Below are 22,527 nucleotides of genomic sequence, written 5' to 3' on the forward strand. Positions count from 1 at the left end.
CTCACCCACCATGCTTTGCGATCCACCGTTCGACGGTGGCCACGGGCACCAATCCCGCCTCCAACGCCCACGCCGTCAGCCGCTGTGTCTCTACCACGGTCCAAATCCCGTCGCCAGTGGTGATCTGCTGCCCGAGCCCCCGAAGCGCTCCGGCGAGCACCGTCGTGGGCGGGCGCCGCTGGTCTTGGTGACACCGGTTCCACGACCGGAGCACCCACTCAACGGTGCAGCAAACGTGCCCGTTTACCACACGCAACCCCTCGGACAGGTGATCCTCCTTCAGCGACCTGACGATCAGCTCGGCCACAGCCGCCCTTTCTGCTTGCCGCACAGCAAGCGTGTTGGCCAACTCTGGATCGCTGGCAACACCAAAACGCCCCTCCCAAGCGGGGGCCTGGTTGCTCAGCCACAGCACGTGCGCCGCTAGCCCGTCGCCCTCTACCCACGGGGTCACGAAGTCTTGTCCGCCACGCTCAGCGAGAAACAGCGCGGCGAGCGGGTCCACCTGAATGTGCAGGAAGCGATCGGCAATCGCGAAAATGTCATTGTCCGTCAGATGCCCTCGCAGGCCGAAAATATTCGTGTTGTTCGCCGAAATTTGCAGTCGCGTGCTCCCCTCGAGGGGCACGGGAACACGGTACTTTTCATTGACCAGTCGCGTTCGGGCCTGAATGAACTCCCGCAATGCATCCGTGCGCTCGAAGCCACGAGCATCCTTCGGCAGATCGCTCTCGTCTCCGTGGCAGAAAGGGCAGCGCTCGAGGGTCGTGTTGAACCGATCCATCGCCTCGGTCAGCTTGCTCGGGCCCGTGGTGGACCATAGCCGAGCAAGGCCGTTAGCCAGCATGCTCTTGCCTGTGGACTTCGCACCGGTCAGCACGAGCCCCACCAGGGGCCGCTCAAGCCGCGGAAACAAGGACAACCACTGCACCATTCGTGGATATTGCTCGGGCCCGCATAGCGATCGCAGCCAGGTGTCGATGTCCGCGTTGAACGCAGGCGTGATCCTCCGCATAGGGCAAACAGGCAGGAGCAGCGTCCGCTCCGACAGATCGAGCACGGGTTGCTGCACGATCAGCGACTTCGCCACGCCTGCCAGGGGTGTGCTGTAACGCTCGAGCAGTTCGTCTCGCCGCAGCATGCGGCGGACGTCTTTATCCAGCGTGTGCAGCGTGACGGGGGCCGGGCTGAGCACCACGCGAGCGGAGTTCAGGAAGCCCTTCTCCCCCACGTGGTGGAAACGCGCCCGGTGCCCGAGCAGGTAGTACTCCGCTTCGCTGTGCAGGATCCACAGGCGCTCAAGCTCTTGGTGCGACACATTCAGCCGGCCTCGAATCTCCTCAATCTCCTCGTCGGAGTAGGGGCTCTCGCGATCAAATCCGAACGCCTGCCGAATCGCAGCCCTGCGGTCCGCCGGAAGATTTGTGTCGGACAAGGCCAGTGCGTAGGCCCGGGCCCGCTCGAATTTCTCCCGCACGTCATGCATCGTGGGGGCTTCGGGGACGATCGACATGGCTTCGATCGACCGCCGGAACAGCTCACAAATCGCAGACGTATCGGCGTCTGGATAGGACCTGGCAATGGTCCGCAGGATGTCCCACAGGACCGTGTCACGCTCGCCGGGCTCAGCAAACGAGAGCCCGTCAAGCACGCGACGCATGCGATTCCCCACGTCCACCAGCGTTGCCGACCGGGATGCTGTCCACCGTCTGATCAGTTGCTGCCAGACCTGCGTGTCGATCACACGCACTGCCGGCGGCAGCTCCGCGGCCGCAGCCTTGCCGCCCTGGATCAGCCGCAGTTGCGGCCGCGTGGGCTGCACAGGTGCTTCGCCAATGTCGGACACGTCCAGCCCCCCACCGGGGAAGTAAAGCAGCTCGGGTCTCGCAGCTATCGCATGCTGGGGATGGCAGCTCGGTGCGAAGAAGGCTCGGGCAAGGCCCTTCGACGCGCGATCGGCGCCATCGCCGAAGCGGGCTAGCACCCAATCGAGCACCTGATCGAAGCTGCCCGGAGCCAGTGGCTGCGCCAGGGGAAAAATCAGCCGGCGCCCCTGATAGCACTCCGTGCCGTCTTTCTGCCCACCGTGCGACCAGGTGCTGTGCCACAGCACGGCCACGCCGGCTTGCTGCAGCTTGGCCAGCGCTGCAGCGCACACGGGCAGCGGCTGGCCGTCGAAGTCGAGGCAGATCCCGTAGACCAGCTGCACATCCTCATTGGCCCGCTTGCCGCCCTCCCGCAGGCTATAGAGTGCCAGCAGGGGGGTGCTCTCCTTTCGCAAGTCCTGCCGATGCCCGGCCTGCAGCGTGCGCTGCACGAAAGATCCCCATGTCTCTCGCGTAGCGATCCACTGCGCCGGCTGGTACAGATTTGGATAGCTGGTGACAACGACAGGCAGCTCGGCGGCTGTATCGGCCCTGGCAGCCATGAGATCGACCTCAACCACTCGACCCTAACCATAGCGTGCTCGAAGTATGACGACAAGGGTTAGCGTGCAGCATCAGTAGCCGGTCCAACCAAGCGGCATCTGATCATTGATCCGCACGTCGCCCATTGACGGGCACAGCAGGCCCCCATCTACTTGGGGATCGATGTTCGCAGGCACTGCGTAGATCAGCTTGCGCCCGCCATCATAGACGCGACACACGCCAGGGATCCTGCTGGCTGTCAGCCACCGATCATTGGTCCACAGCAGGTACCACTCGCCCGAAGCGCCGATTTTCGCAGCAACAACAATAGTGCTCTCAACAATCGCTGCAGAAACGAAGCCCACAGGCTCAGAACATAGAGGGTTGGTGTCGTCTCCCGGTATTGACACGCTCTGCCGGGTCCACGTTCCGGTGGGCGTCGTGGTCGTCCAAATGTGCGCAAAACCATCGACCAAAATCCACTCCGCATTGCGAACGCTGTAGCTTAGCGCCGCAATGCCTTGGACACCTTGCGCGTCCAAATCCACTTCAGTGGACCATGTTGACCCCGCATCTGCGCTACTGCGCAAATAGCTGACGCCGGTGCCAGGGTTCGTGTAAATAGCAACGAGCACGCCACCGTATTCGTGCATCAGCATCACGCCGGGCGCGTAAGACACAGGCGATGTTCTGGTCGTTGCTGACAGCGTTTGCGTACTAACAGCCCACGTCAGACGAACAAGCTTCTGCGCCGATCCGTCCGCAAAAAACCAGAACACCTGCCGTGTCGATCCGCTAGCACGGCATGACGCAACGCACGTAGGCACGCTGATGGCAGAGCCTGAGGTCACAGATCCGGCAGCAGCGCCTGCCGCCCAATCTGCATAGCCATTTTCCTTGTTCGGTGTGTAAACGCGGAATGTGGCCGCGTTGGCCGTGGCAAAAAAGCAATCGTCCAGACTGCCTGCTACAGCTGTTTCCGTGGTTGTCAGCGTTCGATCACGCCCGGGTGGCCCGGGCAAGGTGATCGTAGGGGCGGCGCCGCTGGCCCAGACAATGCCGTCCTGACAGCATGTGATTCTGTGCTGCTCCGGTGGATCGTCCGTGTCGGCCCACCCCGTGCTGCCGAAGCCGACCTGCAGCGGCAAGTCTCGCGTCCAACGCAGCCCTCGCGAGAGCTGCCGCAGCGCCCAATTCATTTCTTGGGCGGACACAGAAGCCGTGTCAGGCACGAAGCCCGTAGCGACTTCGTCGTCGGACATGGTGCTGTAGTAGGTGCCATCGCTGCCCCACTGGGGCATTCGATCGGGAATGTCGGACGCTGGCAAGGTCATCTGTACACCGTTGGCATGATGCCGCTGCCCATACAGGCAGCGTTGTTGGGGGTTGGGTTGTCTGCGTCGGGCAGCGAGAACGGCGTGCCACTGGTCGTGTCCACCACGGTCCACGCTACAGCCACACCGCTTGCTGCCGCATCGTCGAGCAACTGCACAGCTGCATCTGGGGCAGCCAGTGGGGGCGTGATCACTTTGATCGCATTGCCGAAAAGCAGCAGGGTGCAGTCCGTGCTGCCGCACAGTGCGGACACGAGATTGGTCAGGTCACTCGGGCGTCCTGTGGATCGATTCGCCGCAATGCGCCCCCTGACAAGGACGCGCAGCGTCTCCGTGTCAGTGGGTCGTGCGGGCTCGCCCACGATCACGGAGAGCCGCTCGAGGGCATATCGCTCGCACGTGTCTACGTCGATCCCGTCGAGAAACGTCCACAAGGCGTCCTCGAAGGCCTGCGCTTGCTCGAGCCACGACACGAGCAGGGCAGCCACGCGGGGAAGGCCCCAGAACGGCGGGCGCAGTTGTAGCACGCCTGCAGGCTCATGCGTTTCGATCGGGAGGAGGGTTCCTGTCACAGGGCCGCCCCGATGCGCGTGTCAATGAGCAAAAAGCGCAGCTGATCGTTGAAAACACCACTGACCCTCGTCAAATTGGTGACGATCAGGTGGATCGAGTCGGTGGCCGCTCCTTGCACCATCCACATCCAATCATCTGCGTGGTCATCGCCGAAATTGGCCACCACAGCGTGGTAATCGCGAGCACCCTCCAGCGACACGGTGACATGTCGTCTAGACGCCGTTGGCAGTACCGGCGACGAAATTACAACATACCCCGTGGCGGACCAAATCGCACGCTCCCAGGACAGCTGTTGGGAGCGGGCAACGGGCATGTAGCCCTCTTGCCCCTCGACCGGCATGTTGACCCCGCCGAGATATTGACGGGCCAGGGACACCCACAGATTCGGATCAATGTCAGACATAGGTCACCGTAATGTTCGCCGTTTCGAGCACTGCTACGCGCCCGGCTGGCACGAGATGATTGCCGTAGGCGTCTGTGTCCGACAGATCCATGCCTACGACGTCAGTCACACCAGCTTGACTCATGAGCGCGGCAATCAGCCTGGATTTGAAAATGCTGACCCCCAGCAGCTGCTCGTGCGCGGCCACTAGTGCTGCCTTGACGTCGGCGGCTGGCAGCGTGCCGGTCATCGTCACGGCCAGCGTGGGGGTCTGCACGTAGGGGCGATCGAACACGATCGTGTGTGTCCCGCCCCACTCGTCCGTGGCTGTGCCGCTGCTCGCAGTGCCTAGATAGTCAGAGCCGTTTTGCAATTGCACACCTGCCGCTGCTGCTTCAAAAACGGTCTGTGCAATCAGGTCATCGTCAGCCTGGCCCGGATCCCCGTCCCACACCACTACGCGAGTCCTGTGCGGCAGGATGCCATCCGCCGGCACGTCGGATGTGTTTTCGTAGGCCCTGGCGTCGATCACGCCATCTAGGGCACTCACCGCCGCTGCAATCGCAGCAGCGGTAGCAGACCCAGTAGCAGCTAGAGAGTCTTCGCGACGCAGCCGCAGGGCTGTGAGCGATTCGGCGTCAGTGCCCGGCGTGGCGTCGTTGGGCTGATTGACGGACACGAGCCCGGCAAGGGGGCTGGCAATGTCCAGCGAACCAGCTGGCGCCACAGCGGTGGCAGCAGCGACCGTGCTCTCGAAGCGCACGTCTTCTACAGTGCCCGCTCCGGCGGCCACAATCTCCTCGGCATTCGCCCACGTGTTTGACGGCTCGCCAGTGACGGCGAGTACTAGCGCGCCCGCTGCAATGGTCGTGGCCGCATCGAATGTCAGGTCGCACGTGGTCCAGCCAACGGCAGCCGGGCGCCGGTAGACGCCCGTCAACTTGCTCAACCCGACCAGCAGGTGCTCTACTGCATTGTCGGGGTCCAACGCGCCCACTGCAGTCTCAAGGCCCTCCCACAGCTCGTCGCAGTGCTCGGCCACCACACGATTGCAGTTGCCGAGTGGCGTGTCGTCGAAGACCAGTTTCGCGCTGATTTTCTGACGCTGAAAGTCCTCGATCTCTTGCAGGATCGTCTCGAACGTCTTGCGCACGAAGCCCGTGTTAGTCAGCCCATAGTCGGTCATTTGAGTACCACGATCCTCACGCTGGGCCCGGAGTCTGTGTCCACAGCGAAATGCGCACTAGTCACACGGGTCTGTCGATCAGTGGTCACGGTCACACTGCGCACCTGCCGCACGCCAGACAGAGTGCCCAGGGCCCGCCAGATTTCGGCTCGCAACAAGGCTTCGCCTGCCGTAGCAGGCTTTTCGAACATGTCAAGGTACCGCAGCCCTGCTGCGGAGTTGTACCTGTCCGTGCCGACCGGGGTCTGCAGCCGGGTTTCAATGCGGGCCGCTATCTCCTCCGTGCCCTGCCAAAAAACCAAGTACTTTCCGTCATCTGACAGCTGTAGGTCTCCGGGTACCTGGAAGCCCTGCTGGTAGGTCACGCCGAGCACCGTACCACAGTGGAGGCCACGGTACCAGGGGGCGTTGGCGGAACGGCGGGGGGCCCGCTCGCTCCGGGTCCCGTCGTGACCCCCGAGTGCGTGTGCGTCGTGAGCCATGTCACGATGGCGCCGAGAGCTGTGTCCACCAGGGCAGCCAGGGCCACGGCTTGCGTGGCAGGGAAGGCCCCTAGATCCACGCCAGTGGGTCCCACGTGCACGATGGGGCCGGCGTCCACGCCCATCGCCGGACCTGTGTGCGTCGCCACGCTCGTCAGGGGGCGCGTATCCGGCGCACAGCCGGGCAACGCGAATGCATAGAGCCCGTGTCGCCGCAGCAGCGCGGGGGGCTGCACTGTGCCAGTTAGTCGCCAGGGACCCGGGTCACGCTCGGCGAAGACCAAAAGTACCGCGTCCCCAGGCAAAACAGGCGAGTGGAAGAAGCCCAGCCCGCCCCGTGGCCAGAGCACGGGCACGTCTTCGAGCTGCGGCATGCCGGCCACCACTGGCTGGCACACGCACTGCTGGGTTGCGGGGAGGTAGCTCAGCACGAGCGCAGGCACGCTCGTGTGCAAGCCATCCAACGACCGCTCGATCGCCCCCTTGATGATTTCTGGCCATGTGGGATCCATCAGCAGATCCCCAGGGCCTGCAACAGCGCCAGGATCCCCATGATCACCAGCAGGTCAATCAGCCCGCACAAGGTCAATGTACCAAAGCGCAATCCGGCCATCACTCCTCCTCCCACCATTTGCAGGGTGCTCGCATAGCGAGCAGCGTAGCAGCGTTTCGCAACGCGACCAAGCCACATCTGCAGCACACTAGCCATGAAACACTGCGCAGCTTGACAAATTTGTGAGGGTGAGCGGCCATCAGTTATTTCCTTCGAATTCCGTGTACCACTCCTGCCCGTGCGTGTCGCCGACTTGGCGGACACGAGTGCACAGGTACGGCTTGGGCACGCCAGTGGCCGTGCTCTGCACAAGCAGCTGTTGCCCGGGCAGCAGATTCGGCAACAGCAAACAGCGCCCTTCGAGCACTGCGATCTCCTGCAGCTCGACCTTCTGCGTGAGCTGATTCGTCCGCTGCACCTTACGGGTACTGGCGGACGTGCTGCCCAGCAGCCCGGTGAACGGGCTGATCAGTGGAGCAATGCCTGCGGGCGCGTCCGCCACTCGGATCTGCAAGGCCCCGTTTTGGATGCTCCACTTCAGCCCGACACTGCGCATGAAATAGATGAACTCGTCCACGATGGGCCCATCCACAGTGTATGCGTGCATGACGGCGGCTCCTGTGAGGAGCTTCGCAGCCCCCGCCGCAGCAGTGCTCGCGCCAAGGTCCACCTTCATCTCCTTGGCGAACGCCAGGGCAATGGTGGCGAGTGGCGTGCCCTTCTTCCACGTTTTGCTGATGCTGCCGGATGCAAGGGGCTCCCCTTTGCTGTTGCATTCTCCATCGCCACCTGTGATCGTGGTGACCCAGTCTTCGCCGTCGTGCGTCGAGACCGCATCTCGAAGAAAGCCGTCGAAGACGGTGCCTTGATTGTCCTTGTACCCGGCGGACAGGCGCACGGGAATTCCGCGCTTCCCCTCGAGGTTCTTGCGGTGATCTGGGTTCAGGTTCCAGATCTTGATCTGCGTCTGATTCGGCCACGGTCGCTCGTCACGTTCCACGACGAACGACACCCGCAGGTGGCCTGCATCGTTGCTCTGGATTGCCACGCCGGTTACCGCGGCGAGCAGCCCCTCGCCGACCTCAAGGGTGAATCTACGCAGCCACTGGTTGGCGCCGATCATGAGGTCTCGGCCTCCTGGTAGTACAGTGCGACTCGCGACCCCAGATCAAGCAACCCGGCATCCGCATCCGAGTTGTCCATCTGGGCGGCAAACAGGACACCCGACGGGCGCTCCGCATGCACGGCCCCTCGCAGGAGATTGACGCCGTTGGCCACGGTTCGCCCGGCGACAATCGACGCACCCGCCGGCGTGCTGAGCGAGAGCATCCAATGCCCGGCTCGCGAATTCCAGGACAATTTCAGGATGAAATCGCTGCCATCGAGACGCACAACCTGCTCGTATTCTCGCAGCTCGCCCGAGTAATCCGTGTAGATTTGTGTTAGCGCCATGGCCTACAACCCCGCTAGGTCAGCATCGAGCCCGAGCCCGAGGTTAGCGTGTGCCTTGACTTCGGCCTCGACCTGCTTGACGGTCTTCCTTCCGAGCTGCGACAGTGGCACAGCAGCCAGAATCGATGGCACTTCCACACCCGCTAGGCTGCTAGCGGCCGTCTTGACCGTCATGATGTGTTCGGCGGACAGTGTGAAGCGTGCGAGCCCACCCTCGCCAGCTTGCCGGCTGTATCGCACGCTGGTCAACACGTAATCGGTCAGCACTAGGCCCCGGTAATGAAAGGCGCAAAGGTGCGCCTTCTCAAGCACGTCGATCAGCGTATTGTGGATCTTGTGCACCCGATCCTCGCCGGGCAACCTGGCTGTCAGATTCCAAACCATCACAGGCGGCAACACGGCCCCCGCAATGGCGGACGCGGCCATGCCTAGCGCGCGCTGCGCCAGCAGCAGCCCAGTCGGCTTGAAGCGATTAGCCTGTGGTGTCACGGGGGACTGGATCCACATCGTGTCCCCCGTGAGCGAGTCATCCGAGATGTTCGGCAACTCGCTCTGCGCAAACTCGAACCGCACCCGGGGCGGCTCGCGCATCACGTGATCCGAGATCTTGCTACCCGTCTCGATCGCGTGCTTGGTGGCGGTCGCTGTGTGCTCGACCTCGACAGCCGTGATCACGTCAGCTGTGAGAGCCCCACCGAGCCCGGGGAACAGACCTTCCCACGTCAGCCAATCGTTACCGAGCATTTGCGGCTCCAATCAACGCTGCCTCGTGGGCGCGTAGGTCGCTGGCAAGCGTCTTGTTGACCTCGGCTGCAATCGTGCGGCCCTGCTGTGCAGGCGTCGCCCCGGCCTGCACAGAGACGTCAATCCGTCGCTGGTCGGTGAGCGTGATTTGGGTGGGGGGCTGCGCCCGAGCAGCGGGAGGCAACTGCACGATGGCTTCCACGGTCGGCATGGTCCACTGCGGCTGCTGGGGTACGCTCACGACAGGCTCTGGCATCTGCCACGCCGGGTTGGGCGCAGGCATTGGAGCGGTGGGCTTTGCGGGCGCCGGGTGCACGGGGGCAAGCCGCCAAGGTGCGTTCTGCGGCACGTTCGGCAAGCCCTCGCCACCCTTGCCGGCTTCGGCGCGCTTGCGCGCCCAATACTGCCGCTGGCGCTCTTTACCGGCGGGATCGTCTTTCTCGCCGACGGCCCCATAGTCCTTGAAGATGTTGCCCAGGTCTCCGTCGATTTCCCTGTAGAGCTTCTGGGCTTGATCGACAGCCAGTAGCACGCCTGCTACGGCCGCTGCCACGGCCGCCACAGCAGCAGCCACGGGGGCCCACGCTGCAGCGGACACACGAGCGGCTGAAACCATCGCTGTGGCGGCCGTAGCAGCCGCCCGAATGCCAGCTCCACCAATGCTCGCGATCGAAGTCACGATGCCACTGCCAGCCCAGGCCTGGGCCGTGGCAACGGCTGACGCAATCATAGCCGCCGTCGTGCGGGCCGCATTGACCACGGCCGACACGCCGATAGCCGTCAGGGCGGCTACGATGATTCCTGCCGCTGTCTTGAAGGTCGTGGTCACGGTTTCCCAATTGTCCACGACCCACTCAACCGCAGTCAGCACGCGGTCCACGAACAGGTCTAGGCCCATCGTGGTTTCGTTGAGCGCATCGGTGCTGCCCCCGAGCACCTTGGCAAAAATCCGCTCGATGCGGGGCCAGTGGATCCCGATGATTTGCACGAAATCCGTGGCAAACCGCGTTACGGCCTGAATGGCCTTGCGGAAGCTGCCATCTTCGTCGAAGCGGCCCAAGGTGCCACCGATCAAACCGGCAAGGTGCTCGAATTCCGGCGTGAGCGTGTCGGACAGATCAATCAACGTGTCCTGCGCCGTCGCCTTGAGCAGACTGAACATGCCACGCAACGTGCTCGAGGCCAGCTTGCCCGCAGCTTCGCCGCTCTCGGTCGTGCCGAGCGTGCCCAGGATGCCAGCCTTGACCGCTTTCAAGGCGACGTCGGCGGTGACCTTGCCCTCCTCCTTGAGCTTCTTCGCTTCGGCAACCGTCACACCCATTTGGGCGGCGATCGAATCCCACATGAGACCGACGTTGATTCCGGTCTCTTGGAGCTGCCGGAGCTCGTCACCCTGCAACACGCCAGCCCCTTTGATCTGGCTGATCGCGAGTTGCATCCGACCCACGGTCTCGGTGGTCATGCCGAGCCCTTGTTGCATGTCCGCAGTGAGCTTGGTGAAATCCAGCGCCTCCTGCGCCGTCATGCCGACGGCACGCATTTTCTTGTAGGCGTCCGTCGTTTGGATCACGTCGAGGCCGAGCTTGACTGCAGTGCTCCGGACCTTCTCAAATTCTGCATTCCCGCGCCGGATTTTCAGCGATTCGTCACTGAAACCCGACATGGCCCCGAGGGCCTTGCGCGTAGCGTCCGCCCACAGCACGGTCTCGGCAACCGCTTTGCTTGCCCCCGCAGCCGCACTGGCGACGAACCCCGCCACGCGAGCCCCAGCCTGCAGGATGCTCGTCGCTAGCGTCTGCCAGAACGCCGCAGTGAGTAGCGAGCCGATCATCCCGGTCTGCCCGGATTGCAGGTGCCTGTGGTACCACGCCACGGCACCCCCTGCCTGCCGGGCCCCGTGGGCTGTCTGCTGCAGGGCTGCACCCGTTTGGCGGGCGGCAACGGCGGCCTGCCGTTCTGCCCCCGTGACCTGCCGCAACACCGCCACGAATCGCTGCCAAGGCGTGACGGGGGGCTGCTGCGCAATCACAGGCGCTGCTACTGGCTGCGCCGCCAGCCGCCGGGCGATGCGAAGCCCTTGCGGCCCCTGCGCGGCCACGGGCAGTGCAGCCTGGGCGCCCTGCCGCCCCAGTAGAGCCATCGCCAGCGTGGCGCGTTCGGCGGACGACTCTACCCTGCTCAGCCTGCCAACGACCTCCTGCCACACTGACGAGCTGCTGCGCCCCGAATCAGCAGCACGCTTGGCGGACATGCCGAGTTGCGCGAAGGCGTCCGAAAGGACCTTGTCCCCCCTTGCAGCCGCTGCCAGGCTGCTCTGCAGCTGTTGCAGCCCCTGCCGGAGGTCGGCCGCAGACGCCCCAGCGGCCGTGGCTGCTCGCGTGTCCCGGAGAATGCCGGGCCATGTTGGTGCTGCAGGCACAGGCTGCGCTGGCAGCTTGGGCGCCTTGACGGCATTCGTGGCGCCCGCCAGCTGCCGAATCTTGGCTTCCGCACGCTCACTCGCGGCCGTCAGCCGAGTCAGCCCCGAAAGGTCGAAGCTGAAATCGAATTTGGCGAATAACTCACGGATTGCCATCACTGCCTGCTAGCTCGACTATACGCCCGTGCCTCGGCTGCGTCCAGTGCATCGAGCACTGCGTTGGCTTCGTACAGATCCACGATCGACCAGCGGTCGCAGATGACCGCCAGCCCGTCCGCAATGCGCCGATCGGTGGCTACTCGCCAGATGCGCCAGTCGGCGCCAGCTGGGAGATCAATACGCTCGCCTTGGCCTCTAGCAGGGCTTGGCCATCTGCGGCTAAAAAATCGCCCCATTGCCAGGTGATGCACTCAAGCAGCCAAGCGAGCGCCAGCGTCAACCGGCGCTCGAACACATGATCGATCAGGGTGCTGAGCGGCAACCAGACCTGTTCTTGCTGAACCTCGCAGATCTGCGAGAACATGTCGATCAGCTCATCGAGGCGAGAGCACCCGGCGAGAGCTGATCGGATCTTGGCAGGATCCAGCTCCCGCATGGCGGCCACCCCCACGAACCCTGGCAGGATGACCTCGGCTACGATGGCCGCGCCTTTGAGCGACGCTCGGAGCTTGAGCGGCTCCGTGAGCCGAAAAGCGCGGCCACCAATCGTAAAAGCATGAGCAGCAGCAGGCATGTGTCAGTTCCCTCCGGGCAGCACGGCCGCATGCGTCGCGACCACACAGAAATTCCAGGTGACATCTCCTACGTCCTTGCCGAAGGAGTAGTTATCCGGGATCTTTTCGATCCAGCATTTGTCACCTGCAATGACAGTGGAGCCGTTGCGATCTTTCAGCAGGAACACCCCCACGCCGGCACCGCCGGCACTGTTCCGATCGACCGCATGCAGCGCGGCCAGGAACGAGTTGTGACTGCTGCTGCGTTTCAGCGTAACGGCCACGTCATACAGCCGATTGTGCGTGGCGTAGCGAGTTACCAGCCCGTCACACGCAGCCACTGCCTCGAAAGATTTCTCCCGAGCAGTGATCGTGACGAACGTGTCGGCCTTGCCGTCGGTGATCGGAATCCCGACCACCACGAGGTCAACGGCCTCGGAATCGTAATTGGCAAATCTGTTGTTGGACATTTGCTGCTCCTGTTAGACCTGTTAGACCGACACGTCTCCGGTGATCGGCACCTTGTGGATCGCGCCACTGAGCGTTCCGGTGAAGGCCAGATTGCGGTAGACTCGAGCGGCTCTATCTGCCGCAGCCTGCGTGCTCACAGCGGGGCGAATGACGGCCCAGCCGGGCTCGAGCAGTGCTCGCCCCTCGGCTGCGGAGAGCCGCCCTGCAAGCGCGGCTTCAAGAACGGCCGTGCCTGCGTCGGAGTAGCGGATCTTTTCCACACTAACCAACGCGACCAGCAGTGCCTGCCGGATCGTGCTCTTGAGCCAGTCGATCCCTCGGGTGATATCGAGGAATCTGCCGCTAGCGGCGAAGCCGTCGTAGGTGTGGGAGAGCCCTTGATCAGCCACGTAGGTGCAAGCTCCGTTGCCGCGGTCGCCCTCGCCATCGCCACGCAGGGCGGAAAACTCGGTGGCCGTCCACGCATCCGCCACGGGCCCGGAAAGTTGCTTGTGCGCCCACGTTGAGCTGCCGGCGTCCTGCGAGAATTGTCGCCCCATGATCGCAGCAGCGAGCTGCCCCTGGATGTTTCGTGTGACCCACACGGACGTGCGATTGCGCCCCGCTGCGGAGATCGTGTGCGCAACACCGCTGTCCGCCACTGTGTTGTTTTCGTCACCCGACAGGGCAGCGAACAGTTTCTCGTTCGCCTCGCACCAAGTGGCCGCCGAAACGATTTCACTGGCCTTTTCCGTGTCGATCAGGACCCCGTAGAAGTCCGGATCGATCAACTGCGCTGCAGCAAGTTCGGCGTCCACACCAGCCTCCACATCGTGGACAGTTACTGCCACAGACAGCCCGGCTACGTCAGTCGCTGCGGAGGTCACATTGATCGCCAGCGAATCATCGCCGCCGGTCAGCGTGACTAAGCCGAAATCAGCAGCCGTCAACGTGACGGTGTAGGGGTCGGTTGCGTCGTGCGGTACCGTGACCTCGGTATCGGCAATCGCCACGGGCACGTCACCGTAGGTCAGCTCGAGCACCGTGCTGCCAGCAGTGCCGCACGTGGTGATCGTCACGGTCATTGACTCGAGCACGACATCTCGTCCTCCACCCAACGGTGTGTCAGACAGATCGATAGGGTACCTCTGCACAGCTGGCGATGCCTCAGTGGTGGTAACCACGACCGGCGCGCCGGGATCGACGGACACGTCTTCGAGCCCCAGGCCAACCGCGCTGATCGGATAAATCCTCTCCTCGCCCGGCGTGGTGCGAGTGAGCACGAGCACGGCAGCAGAGCCTGAGCCGCTCTTGCTGATCGTGACACCCGCCACGGTCCCAAGCGCGGTGATCAGTCCGTCCACGATATCCTCGGCGTCATCCGCCGCAATCGGCGTGTAGCTGACCGTCGTGGTCACGCCGGTCAACTCGAAGGACAGCCGCACAATGCGCCCAACGGTCGTCCACTTGGGCGTGTATTGTAGCACCTGCTGAGTCGGTGCTACTCGAGCGGCCACCTTGACGCTGCTGCAATGCGGGCTTTGCGAAGCGATTGCAGCAACCTTGCGGTAGGGGTCACTGGTCACTGCGAAACCGTCGGTGACCATCGCGGAAAGCCCGGAGGCATCAGCGTTGTACTCACGCACTTCGCCCACGAAATTTGTATGGTACGCCAGCACTAGCGGCGTACCAAAGTTTGCCTGTGCAATAGTCGTGTCACGAATGGTGATCGTGACAGGAATCGTGTCTTGAATGGCCATGCTACTCCTCGATTTCTGGGATCATGTCCACCACGGTCGTGGTGGGGTTTTCCAGGTCGCCGTCGAGCCCGACATGTTCGATCCACCCCAGCGGGGTGGGGTCGGCTCGGTCGAATACGCCGCGGAATCGTAGCTCAAAAAGCACTGCATATACAAGCCGATCCCCGCTGCGGAAGCTCACATCGCCAATCGACTTGGCGGCGACCAGAATCAGCTCGGCTGCTGCTAGCACCTCTCGCACAGCGAGCAGGTCCAAGCCTAGCATCAGGCTTCCGGCTCGATCCACGGCATCGCCGGACACGCCGGCGGAAATGGTTTCGATCCGCACGTCCACGTCCCACTCGCGCATGACGGACAGGCTGCGAGCCTCGTCAACGAAGACCTCGCGCGAGGGCACCACGTCCGTCACGCGCCGCACGAACAGCCGCACCAGGGGGTCTGCCACGGGCTGCCCTGCTTGGCCCCACACAACGGCGCTAGACGTGATGCCGCTGGCCAAGGCCACGGCCTCGACAATGGCGGCCCTAGCACCCATCGTGGTGGTCATTTGACCTCGACCTCCGAGTCGATCGAATTGCGCAGCGCACCCGTCTCGACCAGTGGTGTGTACGGCGGGAAGAAACCCCTCCGCTCCTTGCTGGCGATTGTCCGAGGATTAGTGATCGCTGGCGTTGCGCGGCCCTCGGTAATGAAATTCTTGATTCCCGCAGCTGCCTTCACGCCGGCAAGCTCCAAGGCCTGCCGCAGCCCGGCGAACCCGCCAGCGAAGCCCTGCGCCATGAGGCCTGCAGCGAGCCGCGAAAACGCCTGCTCTTCCTCGTCAAACCAACGCCGAACGAAACTACGCTGCGGCACGTTACCGAGCCCAAACTCGTGCGCAGCCGCAATCTGCCCCACCGTTGTGCCCTGCTCGTTATGCTGCTCGCCGGGACGCATGACCCCGACCTTAAGCACCATGCTTTTGGGGAGACGCAACTTCCGCTGGCGTGTTTGCACCTTGGACACTAGCCCAACCTCCCCAGCGCATAGGCGTGCGCAATCTGGCGTTCATGCAGCTGCCTGCTGTAGGTGCTCTCTCCGTCCTTGTCTATCAACTGCGCTGCTCGCCCCATGGGCCCTGCGGCAAGCCGCGAAGCCAGCTCTAGCTCCACAACCTCGTCTCGCTCGGTCTCCCAATGATCTCCCACCACCAGCTCGGCCTTCGCCAATAGGGCCGAGATCAGGCCGGCGTGCTGCTCATGCGCCGGCCTGAACTCGGGATAGGATGCGAGGAACGAGGAAACACTGACCGTCACACGCCCCTGAACCCCGGGGTCTGGCATTGCTGCCGCCTACCGGGGCGTGGGGCGCGTTGGGCGCGTGGGCGCGGATTAGATCCCGTCCATGTACACCATGGCGTCCGGTGTTTCCACCATGACACCACCCGTACCGAACCACATGGGGATCACGGTCTCGAGGGGCACCTGCACCGGCTGCTCCTCGGTCAGCTCTTGCGGGATAACCATCTTGGCTACATCTTCCCCCGTGGCCATGACGACCATGCGGGGCCCGGTACCAGCGGCGTCCGCCAGGGCCAGGCGATTCCAGGCCTCGAAACGCACCCCGGGGAACAACTTCTGCAACCGCTCGAGCACGCTGATCTGTCCGAATGCCTCGTGCACTCGGATCAGTGCCTGATAGTGCTGTAGCGGCAGAATGACGAGGTTCGCCGTCATGTTCTCGAGGGTCTGCGTGTTGACCGCGATCACGCACCTAGAGACATCCTGCACGATTTCGTCGAACGTGGCATTCAGGACACCGGTCGTGGGATTGACCCACGTGGTACCACCACCCGCCTTGGTGCCGGCCGTCAGGGGGCTGATGGTAGAGACATTGAGCAGCCCCGGCATGCCGAGGTCAGCCAAATGCTCGCCCGCTGCAATCGCATCCAGGAAGGTCTCGACCGTGGTCTGAATCGCCGTCGCGTAGCTCGCCGTGAGGTTCTCTCCGGTCTGCTCTGCTCGGGCAAGATCGAAGATCGAATAGGCGTAGGTGTAGCCGAAACGATGCAGCGAGAAGCGACTTTCCACACGAGTCAGCGTGGGCCGCGGCAGGTTCTTGATCGGCCCGTGCGTGGCGATCTTCGCCGGGTCCTCGCCGTAGGCACGGACTTCCGCGTGAACGATTGTATCGGCGTAAGCAGGTGCCTCGCTCGACACGGGAAGCAGCCGCCTAAACTTCGCCGGACGGTACCTCTGTTGTCGCGCCCGCTGAACGTACTCGAGTTGTCTAGTGAGAATGAGCGACATGAGAACTCCTTACGCCGCATGCGCAACGCGAGCGGTGGCAGAGAGATTCGCGACATCCGTTGCCGCTGCCGTGACCTCGATCGTCAACAAATCGCCTTGCGCGAAGCTGACTGCACCGAAGTCGTCAGTGTCGAGGAACGTAGCCGTCCCATCAGGATCGTCATGTGCCACGGAAATGGTGGCGTCGGTAACGGGGGTGCCGTTCTTGTTGACGATCACCGTCGTGGTTCCTGCAGATCCGCAGGTGCCCACTCGAATTCCGAAGGACTCGAGGGTGCCGGCCTTGTCGCACAGCAGTGTGGCGATCACTGCAGCACTCGGCGAAGCAACTTGCGCCGTCACGACGGTATCAGCGGACGTGTCGGTGTCAGTGTCTGCGAAGCTTGGATTTGCCGGCAAATTCAGCCGAATCTTGCAGACCCCGGCACCGCTGCTGGGGTAGACCACTCGGGCCGCGGGAAGCAACGTGCACGTGTCGCCATCTGCATCGTCGCGAATGGCTCCGAGCTGCAGCTTGCCGGCGCCGTTGGCCGTGTGCCTGCAGTAGATCGACTCGGTGACGGCCATCGCCTCCTCACAGACGACCCACATTTCTCCGACATCCACAACCTCTACGGTCGTGTCAGCGGAGTAGTCGTTGGTCGTGTCGTCGTCGGACGGCGCAGGCGTTAGCGGATCGTAGACCAGCACGCCTACCGCACCGAGCACCTCGGCCGCCGACGTCGGCAGCTTGACATGATTCGCAGCTGCCTGCGTCACGACCACGCCAGCAGGCGCCGCATCGTCGAGAGTGTGATTGAATCCCACGCAAATCGAAGCCTTCGTGCCTCGTCGCGGGGTCATGCCTTCGCTGAAAGTTTGCATGCTGTATCCTTACTTCTGCAAGCTGGACCACAGCTTGCGGGACTCATCGGCAATGAAATTGGCCGCGTTAGCGGCCGGAGGGGGCTGTGGATTGGCCACGTCCTTGTTATGATCGTGCAGCGCTGGCGCAGGGGCTGCTGCAGACTGCCCGGCGAAGTAGGCTTCCAGCCAAACCTCACTGGCGTCCGCCACAAGCTGGGCCTGTGGGTCCCGCGCGAGGATCGCTGCACGCAGCACATCCTGCCGGGTCTTGCCGGCGAAATCAAAATCCTTTGGCAGCGCGGTCGCGAGCCGGGCTCGGAAAGCCAGCTCTGCAGCCACGCCATCAGCCACGAGCTTGGGAAGCTCGGCAACCCGTGCCTGCAGCTTACCGATGGTGTCTTGCGCGGCAGCCAGACTGGCCTGCAGCCGTTGTGAGTCGGTGATCAGGGCCGTGGCCTGATCAATAGTGAGGGTCACCTGGGGCGTCTGTGCGGGGGGCGCCAGGGGCGCGGGGGGCGGCACGGGGGCCGTGTTGTCGTCGAGGATCATAGTCACTCCGTCCAATAGGATCTTTGCGTCGCGACCCGCCCGAGCCTGTCCCGGGGGGAGCAGTGCCACGTGATTTGGTACAATGTTCCGGAAAATCACGTCATACTCGTCACCTGCAGGCGTCTTGCCCGGGGTCCAATCCTGATCCGCATCGTAGGCGCAGGACAGCTCGGCGAGCTGTCCCGAGACAACATCGGACACGGCTCCCGCCACCGTAACCTGCAGCTGCGCAGGCACGAAATAGTCGGCGCCAATGACCTCTGCCGCATCCTGCCGGGCCACGTGCCCCACAGCCAGCTGCTGCCACGTGTCCGCCGTCACACCCGCAGGCGGGTGTCCGACAGTGACAGGAGTCCCCGTGTAATCCGCACGGAACACTTCGTCAGGCGGACGAAATGCACGCACAGTGGTCCCGTCCTGCCTCCGATAGACCTGCACCCCCGACCTGCCGATCCGGGCAGGCACGAAAATTGAGCCAGCCGGCCCCGGCCTAACCTTGCTCAGACGCGCAGTGTCTAGGATCACGACACCATGGCTAGCATGGGCCGGACAGCACGTCAAGGGTTCAGTACTGAAATACCGTGCAGTGACGAAATCTCCCGTATTAACGCCAGGATGTGATCCGGCCTGTGAAGCCTGAACCTGCGAACCCCCTGAACAGACGGGGCGCTGTGCAGCGCTGCGTCCAGCGCACGCTGTAGGTGCTTTGCACACCTGCTGCTGCCGAAAACCTGGGTGCTCTCGTCCACGATCGTCCCGTCGGAGAGCACCCACCGGATCACGCGATGGCCCCCTCGGGGATTGGCTCCGGTGGGGGCTGCGGCGTTACCGGCGGCCCCGACAGAACGGTCACGCCATGCTGCCATGCCACAGCTCTCGTGATGCTGCTCACATGCCACACCACCTGCAGATCTGCCGGCACGCTGTGCGGGTGCTCCGTCAAGTACACCCGCCGCATGCCCTTCGCAGCCCAGTAGAAGGCATCCCGCAGGGCCTCGGCTGCCGGCGAGCCGCCCTCGACTTCGCCGCCCAGCCGCACGATCGTCCCGTCAGACAGAAACCACTGCGCCATTAGAACCTCCCTGCCAAAATGCCTAGGCAGAAGTGAAAATACTCTGGGTCTTCCGTGGCGAACTGATAATCCCCATGTGCAATCCTCTCGAGACCCATTGACGTGATCTCTGTAGCGGAGATGTACGATTTACCGCAGTATGGATCGAAGAAGTTGTCCGGACGGGCACGCTCACCAGGATCGAACCCTCTATCGGGTTGCAGCTCCGCTAGCTCTACTTCGGGTTCGCCGCGTGTCCGCGCAGCAAGAAACGCCCGAGCTGCCACGCCCGCATCTGTCTGTGCTTCGATAGCGTGGCCCATTTCGTGAGCAAATGTTTCGGCTGTGCGCTTGCCATCAAGCACCATCTCATTTAACTGAGGGCTGTAGTACGCCCGGACGTTGACCCACCGCACCCGCAGACCAGGCACTACGCCGTCTCTGGCGAAAGCTTCAAAAAATCGAATGCTTTTAGCTATTTGCGCCTGGTTTGCCGGCGTGGTGGGATCGACGTTGACACCTGCCACTTTTCCACGTGTAATGCTAGCCACATGTTCGGTCGTGGCAGCCATGAAGTGGATGCGTGCACGGTCGTCCGCCAATACACGCTTTCTGGCAGGATCTGCCGTCCGCATTTCCTGCGCGATCCGCGCATCGAGATCGCGCAACGTGGCGACGCCTTTAATTGGCTCGAACTGCCGATTGCTAGGACGAACCTGCTGCCAGGCAAGGGTGCCACCAAGCAGCCTGGCCACTTCGTTTACCTTTTCGATCGGGCGGTCGAGCCCCCGCTCGAGCGCCGCTCGGCCCCATGCTAAAGGAGTCGATGCGCTGGTATACTGCCCCCAATACGCCAGCTCCCAGTACGCCTGCGTGTGCTCTGGCTTGGGCTTCGGCGCGGGCTTGGGCTTCGACGCGGGCTTGGGCTTCGACGCGGGCTTGGGCTTCGACGCGGGCTTGGGCTTCGACGCGGGCTTGGGCTTCGGTTCAGGCAGCACTGGGTCCCCATGGCACCTGCACTGGTAATCACGACCGGGATTGTTCCGATCCCCCCGCTCGTTCGTCACGGGCGGCTTCGAATAGTCGAATTTTCGCCCATGCAGCTTGGCATGCATCGCCCGGACATTGCCGTCGCGCGACGTCCGCCACTCATACTCGGTGATCCCTAGGGCCTCGTGCTTGGCCTGCGTGACATCTGCTGCGAGCTTCAGCGTCTGGTCACGGGCCCACAGACGTGCTTGTCGCTCCGACACGCCTAGCCGCTCCTGCAGCAGCTTGCGCAGCTGCTCCGGATGCAGATTGCCCCGCTCCGCAAAGATCCGCTCGACCTCGGCTAGGTGCTCGGCCGCTATCGTGCGGATCAGCCGCACATTGCGGCGCCGAAACTCTCGCACGGCCGCTTCCCCGCCCGGCGGATTCGGCTGGATCCCAGGCAGCCTGTTCGTGTTACTCCGAACATGCGCCAACGTGCCGGCCACAGTCTGATCAATCAGCTGCCGAACCTCGATCGGCACCACGATTTTCCGCTCTCGCACGGCGTCTTGGATGCGCCGGCGCCTGCGCCAGGCTGCGTGCTCGGCACGCAACACGGCCCAGTAGGCCGCGACTAGCGGCTGCCAGAGCCAGCTGGTCGGGGGCAGATAGCGGATGACGATCGCGGCCGCCAACGGCTACTCCTGTGGCTGCTCGGCATTGTCGGGCGTGTCTTCTTCTTCGGCTTCGGGCTCGTCAGTGGCTTCGATTTCTCGGGGGGCATTCGGGTCAATCTCCACACCTAGCGATCTGTCCCGCGCGCGGGATTTTGCGATCTCGTCAGGGCGCATGACACCCATGCGGTACCAGATCTCATCCCCCTCCGCCTGTGCCTTGCGCAACTGCGCCGCCTCAATCGCCGTCGGCTGCCACAGGGGCGGCCACGACAGATCGACTGGCTTGCCGCCGATCCACTCGAGCAGCCGAGCCAATTTGGGAGTGACCTCGTTCTCCCGGTATGCCCCGCAGCGATCGTACCACTGCCGCATGTCACTCTCTCCCGTCGCCGACAGCCCAGCAGGCTCCTGGCCAAACAGCAGCGTAGCAGGCATCTGAGCGGCCCCAGCCATGCGCAGGGACACCTGCTGCATGAGCTGTGGCAGCGCCTGCAGCGTGACCTCCGTGCGACTGAACTCCTCCTCTAGATCGAGGAACAGCGTCTTGGCGACGCTCCTCCCCATCGAGATGGCGGCCAGGCGATTTTGGAAGGCCTGCAGATTGCTGGCGGACAGCTGCGCTGGCAGCCCGCGCATCTTGAGCACGCCGACACTCAGCTCGCTCAGCAGCGTCCCCACGCTATCCCAAGACAGCCCGTAGTCCTGCAGGACCTGGTAGACCGGCTGCAGCACGCTCAGCCACGGCAGGATTGATTTCGGGTCTGGCCTACCTCGTGGCAGGCCCGTGCACAGGATGCATCGGGACATGTGCACCGTCAGCCCTCGTCGTGCATGCGTCCCCACCACACGCACGACCGAAGGCAGCCCATAGCGGGGGCTGTTTGCGTCCGTCTCTCGCTCGACTACCGTGAGATCGGGCCAGGCTGCAGTATCCAGCCACAGCAGGTCAGTCCGAGGCCCTAGCGGCTCCTCGGGAGCCCCGTAGCGGAAGCCGCCAATCAGCAGAGCCCCCCCGTAGGCCCGCCCCTGCACGAGTGCCTGATGCAGCACCCCTTGGGGGTGCAACTCGTGGCGATTTAGGGCCTCGAAACGAGTCCACAGCGCGGAATCCACTTCGGGACGCAGGCGCAGGGACTGCTCAGCAATCAGCGAGCAGATCCGTTGCGCCAGCCAGTTTCCCGCCAGCAAACCTGTGATCGTGTCCGCTGGCAGATCGGTCGTGGTTACCCACGTAGTGGACAGGCGCCGATCGTGCAGGGCGTCACCGAGACCTGTGATGATGTTGGACCAGCCGTCGGCAACAGGGGCAACGGGGGCAGCTGCGCTTTTCTTAGTTCTAGCCACGGCCGGAGCCTAGCACGGCTGCCGACCCGTTGCCAAGTCCCACTACAGCAACATTGACCTGACAGCCGAGGGCAACGAGGCGGCCGGCACTTCGAAACCCGCTGCATGCTCGTGACCCCCACCGCCGAAGCGCCGAGCGATCTCGGACACGTCTACCCCAAAACTCGGCACGGAACGCAGTGAAAAGCGCAGCTTACCCGAGTCGATCCGAACAGCCACGCCGAACGCGCCCGCGCTAGCCAATCTGCCAGCCACTTCGCTTTGCAAGATGGGGGCCCAAGCGCAAAGCACTCTATACCCAGCCAATTGAATCAGGAAAGCGGACCGCACCATTGCTTCGATGT

Annotated in this window: 24 protein-coding genes; all 24 read right to left on the bottom strand. The window is 63.4% G+C overall.

All coding sequences use genetic code 11. The features are described from left to right. Position 1: 1 nt before the first annotated feature. On the bottom strand, positions 2–2,446 hold the full coding sequence (locus tag WC683_06195; protein ID MFA4972184.1) for a DUF5906 domain-containing protein: 2,445 nt from the start codon (positions 2,444–2,446) through the stop codon (positions 2–4). Positions 2,447–2,500: 54 nt separating this feature from the next. Then, positions 2,501–3,742: a hypothetical protein gene (locus WC683_06200; GenBank protein MFA4972185.1), complete on the bottom strand. Its 1,242-nt coding sequence runs from the start codon at positions 3,740–3,742 to the stop codon at positions 2,501–2,503. Beyond that, entirely contained in the window at positions 3,739–4,314 is a 576-nt protein-coding gene (locus WC683_06205) for a hypothetical protein (protein MFA4972186.1), read from the bottom strand. The genes WC683_06200 and WC683_06205 overlap by 4 nt, the downstream gene beginning before the upstream one ends. Then, positions 4,311–4,718, bottom strand: a complete 408-nt coding sequence (locus WC683_06210; GenBank protein MFA4972187.1) for a hypothetical protein — start codon at positions 4,716–4,718, stop codon at positions 4,311–4,313. The genes WC683_06205 and WC683_06210 overlap by 4 nt, the downstream gene beginning before the upstream one ends. After that, positions 4,711–5,739: a baseplate J/gp47 family protein gene (locus tag WC683_06215; protein ID MFA4972188.1), complete on the bottom strand. Its 1,029-nt coding sequence runs from the start codon at positions 5,737–5,739 to the stop codon at positions 4,711–4,713. The genes WC683_06210 and WC683_06215 overlap by 8 nt, the downstream gene beginning before the upstream one ends. Before the next feature lie 140 nt (positions 5,740–5,879). Then, positions 5,880–6,248, bottom strand: a complete 369-nt coding sequence (locus tag WC683_06220) for a hypothetical protein (GenBank protein MFA4972189.1) — start codon at positions 6,246–6,248, stop codon at positions 5,880–5,882. Continuing rightward, positions 6,245–6,877 (bottom strand): Gp138 family membrane-puncturing spike protein, encoded by a 633-nt coding sequence (locus WC683_06225; protein ID MFA4972190.1) that lies wholly within the window; start codon positions 6,875–6,877, stop codon positions 6,245–6,247. Before WC683_06225 ends, WC683_06220 begins: the two co-directional genes overlap by 4 nt. Before the next feature lie 240 nt (positions 6,878–7,117). Beyond that, positions 7,118–8,041, bottom strand: coding sequence for a hypothetical protein (locus WC683_06230; GenBank protein ID MFA4972191.1), 924 nt, complete (start codon positions 8,039–8,041; stop codon positions 7,118–7,120). After that, positions 8,038–8,370: a hypothetical protein gene (locus tag WC683_06235; protein ID MFA4972192.1), complete on the bottom strand. Its 333-nt coding sequence runs from the start codon at positions 8,368–8,370 to the stop codon at positions 8,038–8,040. Before WC683_06235 ends, WC683_06230 begins: the two co-directional genes overlap by 4 nt. 3 nt (positions 8,371–8,373) lie before the next feature. Then, the gene (locus WC683_06240; protein MFA4972193.1) at positions 8,374–9,114 is read right to left on the bottom strand and encodes a phage baseplate protein; all 741 of its coding nucleotides are present in this window, start codon (positions 9,112–9,114) and stop codon (positions 8,374–8,376) included. Further along, the gene (locus WC683_06245; GenBank protein ID MFA4972194.1) at positions 9,104–11,689 is read right to left on the bottom strand and encodes a tape measure protein; all 2,586 of its coding nucleotides are present in this window, start codon (positions 11,687–11,689) and stop codon (positions 9,104–9,106) included. Before WC683_06245 ends, WC683_06240 begins: the two co-directional genes overlap by 11 nt. Before the next feature lie 139 nt (positions 11,690–11,828). Then, positions 11,829–12,266 carry a hypothetical protein gene (locus WC683_06250; protein MFA4972195.1) on the bottom strand — a complete coding sequence of 146 codons (438 nt, stop codon included), beginning with the start codon at positions 12,264–12,266 and terminating at the stop codon, positions 11,829–11,831. Between the two features lie 3 nt (positions 12,267–12,269). Next, complete coding sequence (locus tag WC683_06255) at positions 12,270–12,716, bottom strand: phage protein (protein ID MFA4972196.1); 447 nt, start codon at positions 12,714–12,716, stop codon at positions 12,270–12,272. A gap of 21 nt (positions 12,717–12,737) precedes the next feature. Then, positions 12,738–14,456: a DUF3383 family protein gene (locus WC683_06260; GenBank protein ID MFA4972197.1), complete on the bottom strand. Its 1,719-nt coding sequence runs from the start codon at positions 14,454–14,456 to the stop codon at positions 12,738–12,740. 1 nt (position 14,457) lies between these two features. Beyond that, positions 14,458–15,003, bottom strand: a complete 546-nt coding sequence (locus WC683_06265) for a hypothetical protein (protein ID MFA4972198.1) — start codon at positions 15,001–15,003, stop codon at positions 14,458–14,460. Further along, positions 15,000–15,461: a hypothetical protein gene (locus tag WC683_06270; GenBank protein ID MFA4972199.1), complete on the bottom strand. Its 462-nt coding sequence runs from the start codon at positions 15,459–15,461 to the stop codon at positions 15,000–15,002. The genes WC683_06265 and WC683_06270 overlap by 4 nt, the downstream gene beginning before the upstream one ends. After that, positions 15,461–15,778, bottom strand: a complete 318-nt coding sequence (locus tag WC683_06275; protein ID MFA4972200.1) for a hypothetical protein — start codon at positions 15,776–15,778, stop codon at positions 15,461–15,463. The genes WC683_06270 and WC683_06275 overlap by 1 nt, the downstream gene beginning before the upstream one ends. A gap of 48 nt (positions 15,779–15,826) precedes the next feature. Next, positions 15,827–16,744 carry a major capsid family protein gene (locus WC683_06280; protein ID MFA4972201.1) on the bottom strand — a complete coding sequence of 306 codons (918 nt, stop codon included), beginning with the start codon at positions 16,742–16,744 and terminating at the stop codon, positions 15,827–15,829. A 9-nt stretch (positions 16,745–16,753) separates the two neighbouring features. Further along, positions 16,754–17,608 carry a hypothetical protein gene (locus tag WC683_06285; protein MFA4972202.1) on the bottom strand — a complete coding sequence of 285 codons (855 nt, stop codon included), beginning with the start codon at positions 17,606–17,608 and terminating at the stop codon, positions 16,754–16,756. A 9-nt stretch (positions 17,609–17,617) separates the two neighbouring features. Beyond that, the gene (locus tag WC683_06290) at positions 17,618–18,664 is read right to left on the bottom strand and encodes a DUF2213 domain-containing protein (GenBank protein MFA4972203.1); all 1,047 of its coding nucleotides are present in this window, start codon (positions 18,662–18,664) and stop codon (positions 17,618–17,620) included. A gap of 32 nt (positions 18,665–18,696) precedes the next feature. Further along, positions 18,697–18,921: a hypothetical protein gene (locus WC683_06295; GenBank protein MFA4972204.1), complete on the bottom strand. Its 225-nt coding sequence runs from the start codon at positions 18,919–18,921 to the stop codon at positions 18,697–18,699. Next, positions 18,918–19,211 (bottom strand): hypothetical protein, encoded by a 294-nt coding sequence (locus WC683_06300; protein ID MFA4972205.1) that lies wholly within the window; start codon positions 19,209–19,211, stop codon positions 18,918–18,920. Before WC683_06300 ends, WC683_06295 begins: the two co-directional genes overlap by 4 nt. Continuing rightward, complete coding sequence (locus WC683_06305) at positions 19,211–20,857, bottom strand: minor capsid protein (GenBank protein MFA4972206.1); 1,647 nt, start codon at positions 20,855–20,857, stop codon at positions 19,211–19,213. Before WC683_06305 ends, WC683_06300 begins: the two co-directional genes overlap by 1 nt. 3 nt (positions 20,858–20,860) lie before the next feature. Next, entirely contained in the window at positions 20,861–22,183 is a 1,323-nt protein-coding gene (locus WC683_06310; protein MFA4972207.1) for an anti-CBASS Acb1 family protein, read from the bottom strand. Positions 22,184–22,527: the final 344 nt, after the last annotated feature.

This window comes from bacterium (genome assembly GCA_041648665.1).
Lineage (GTDB): Bacteria > UBA10199 > UBA10199 > 2-02-FULL-44-16 > JAAZCA01 > JAFGMW01.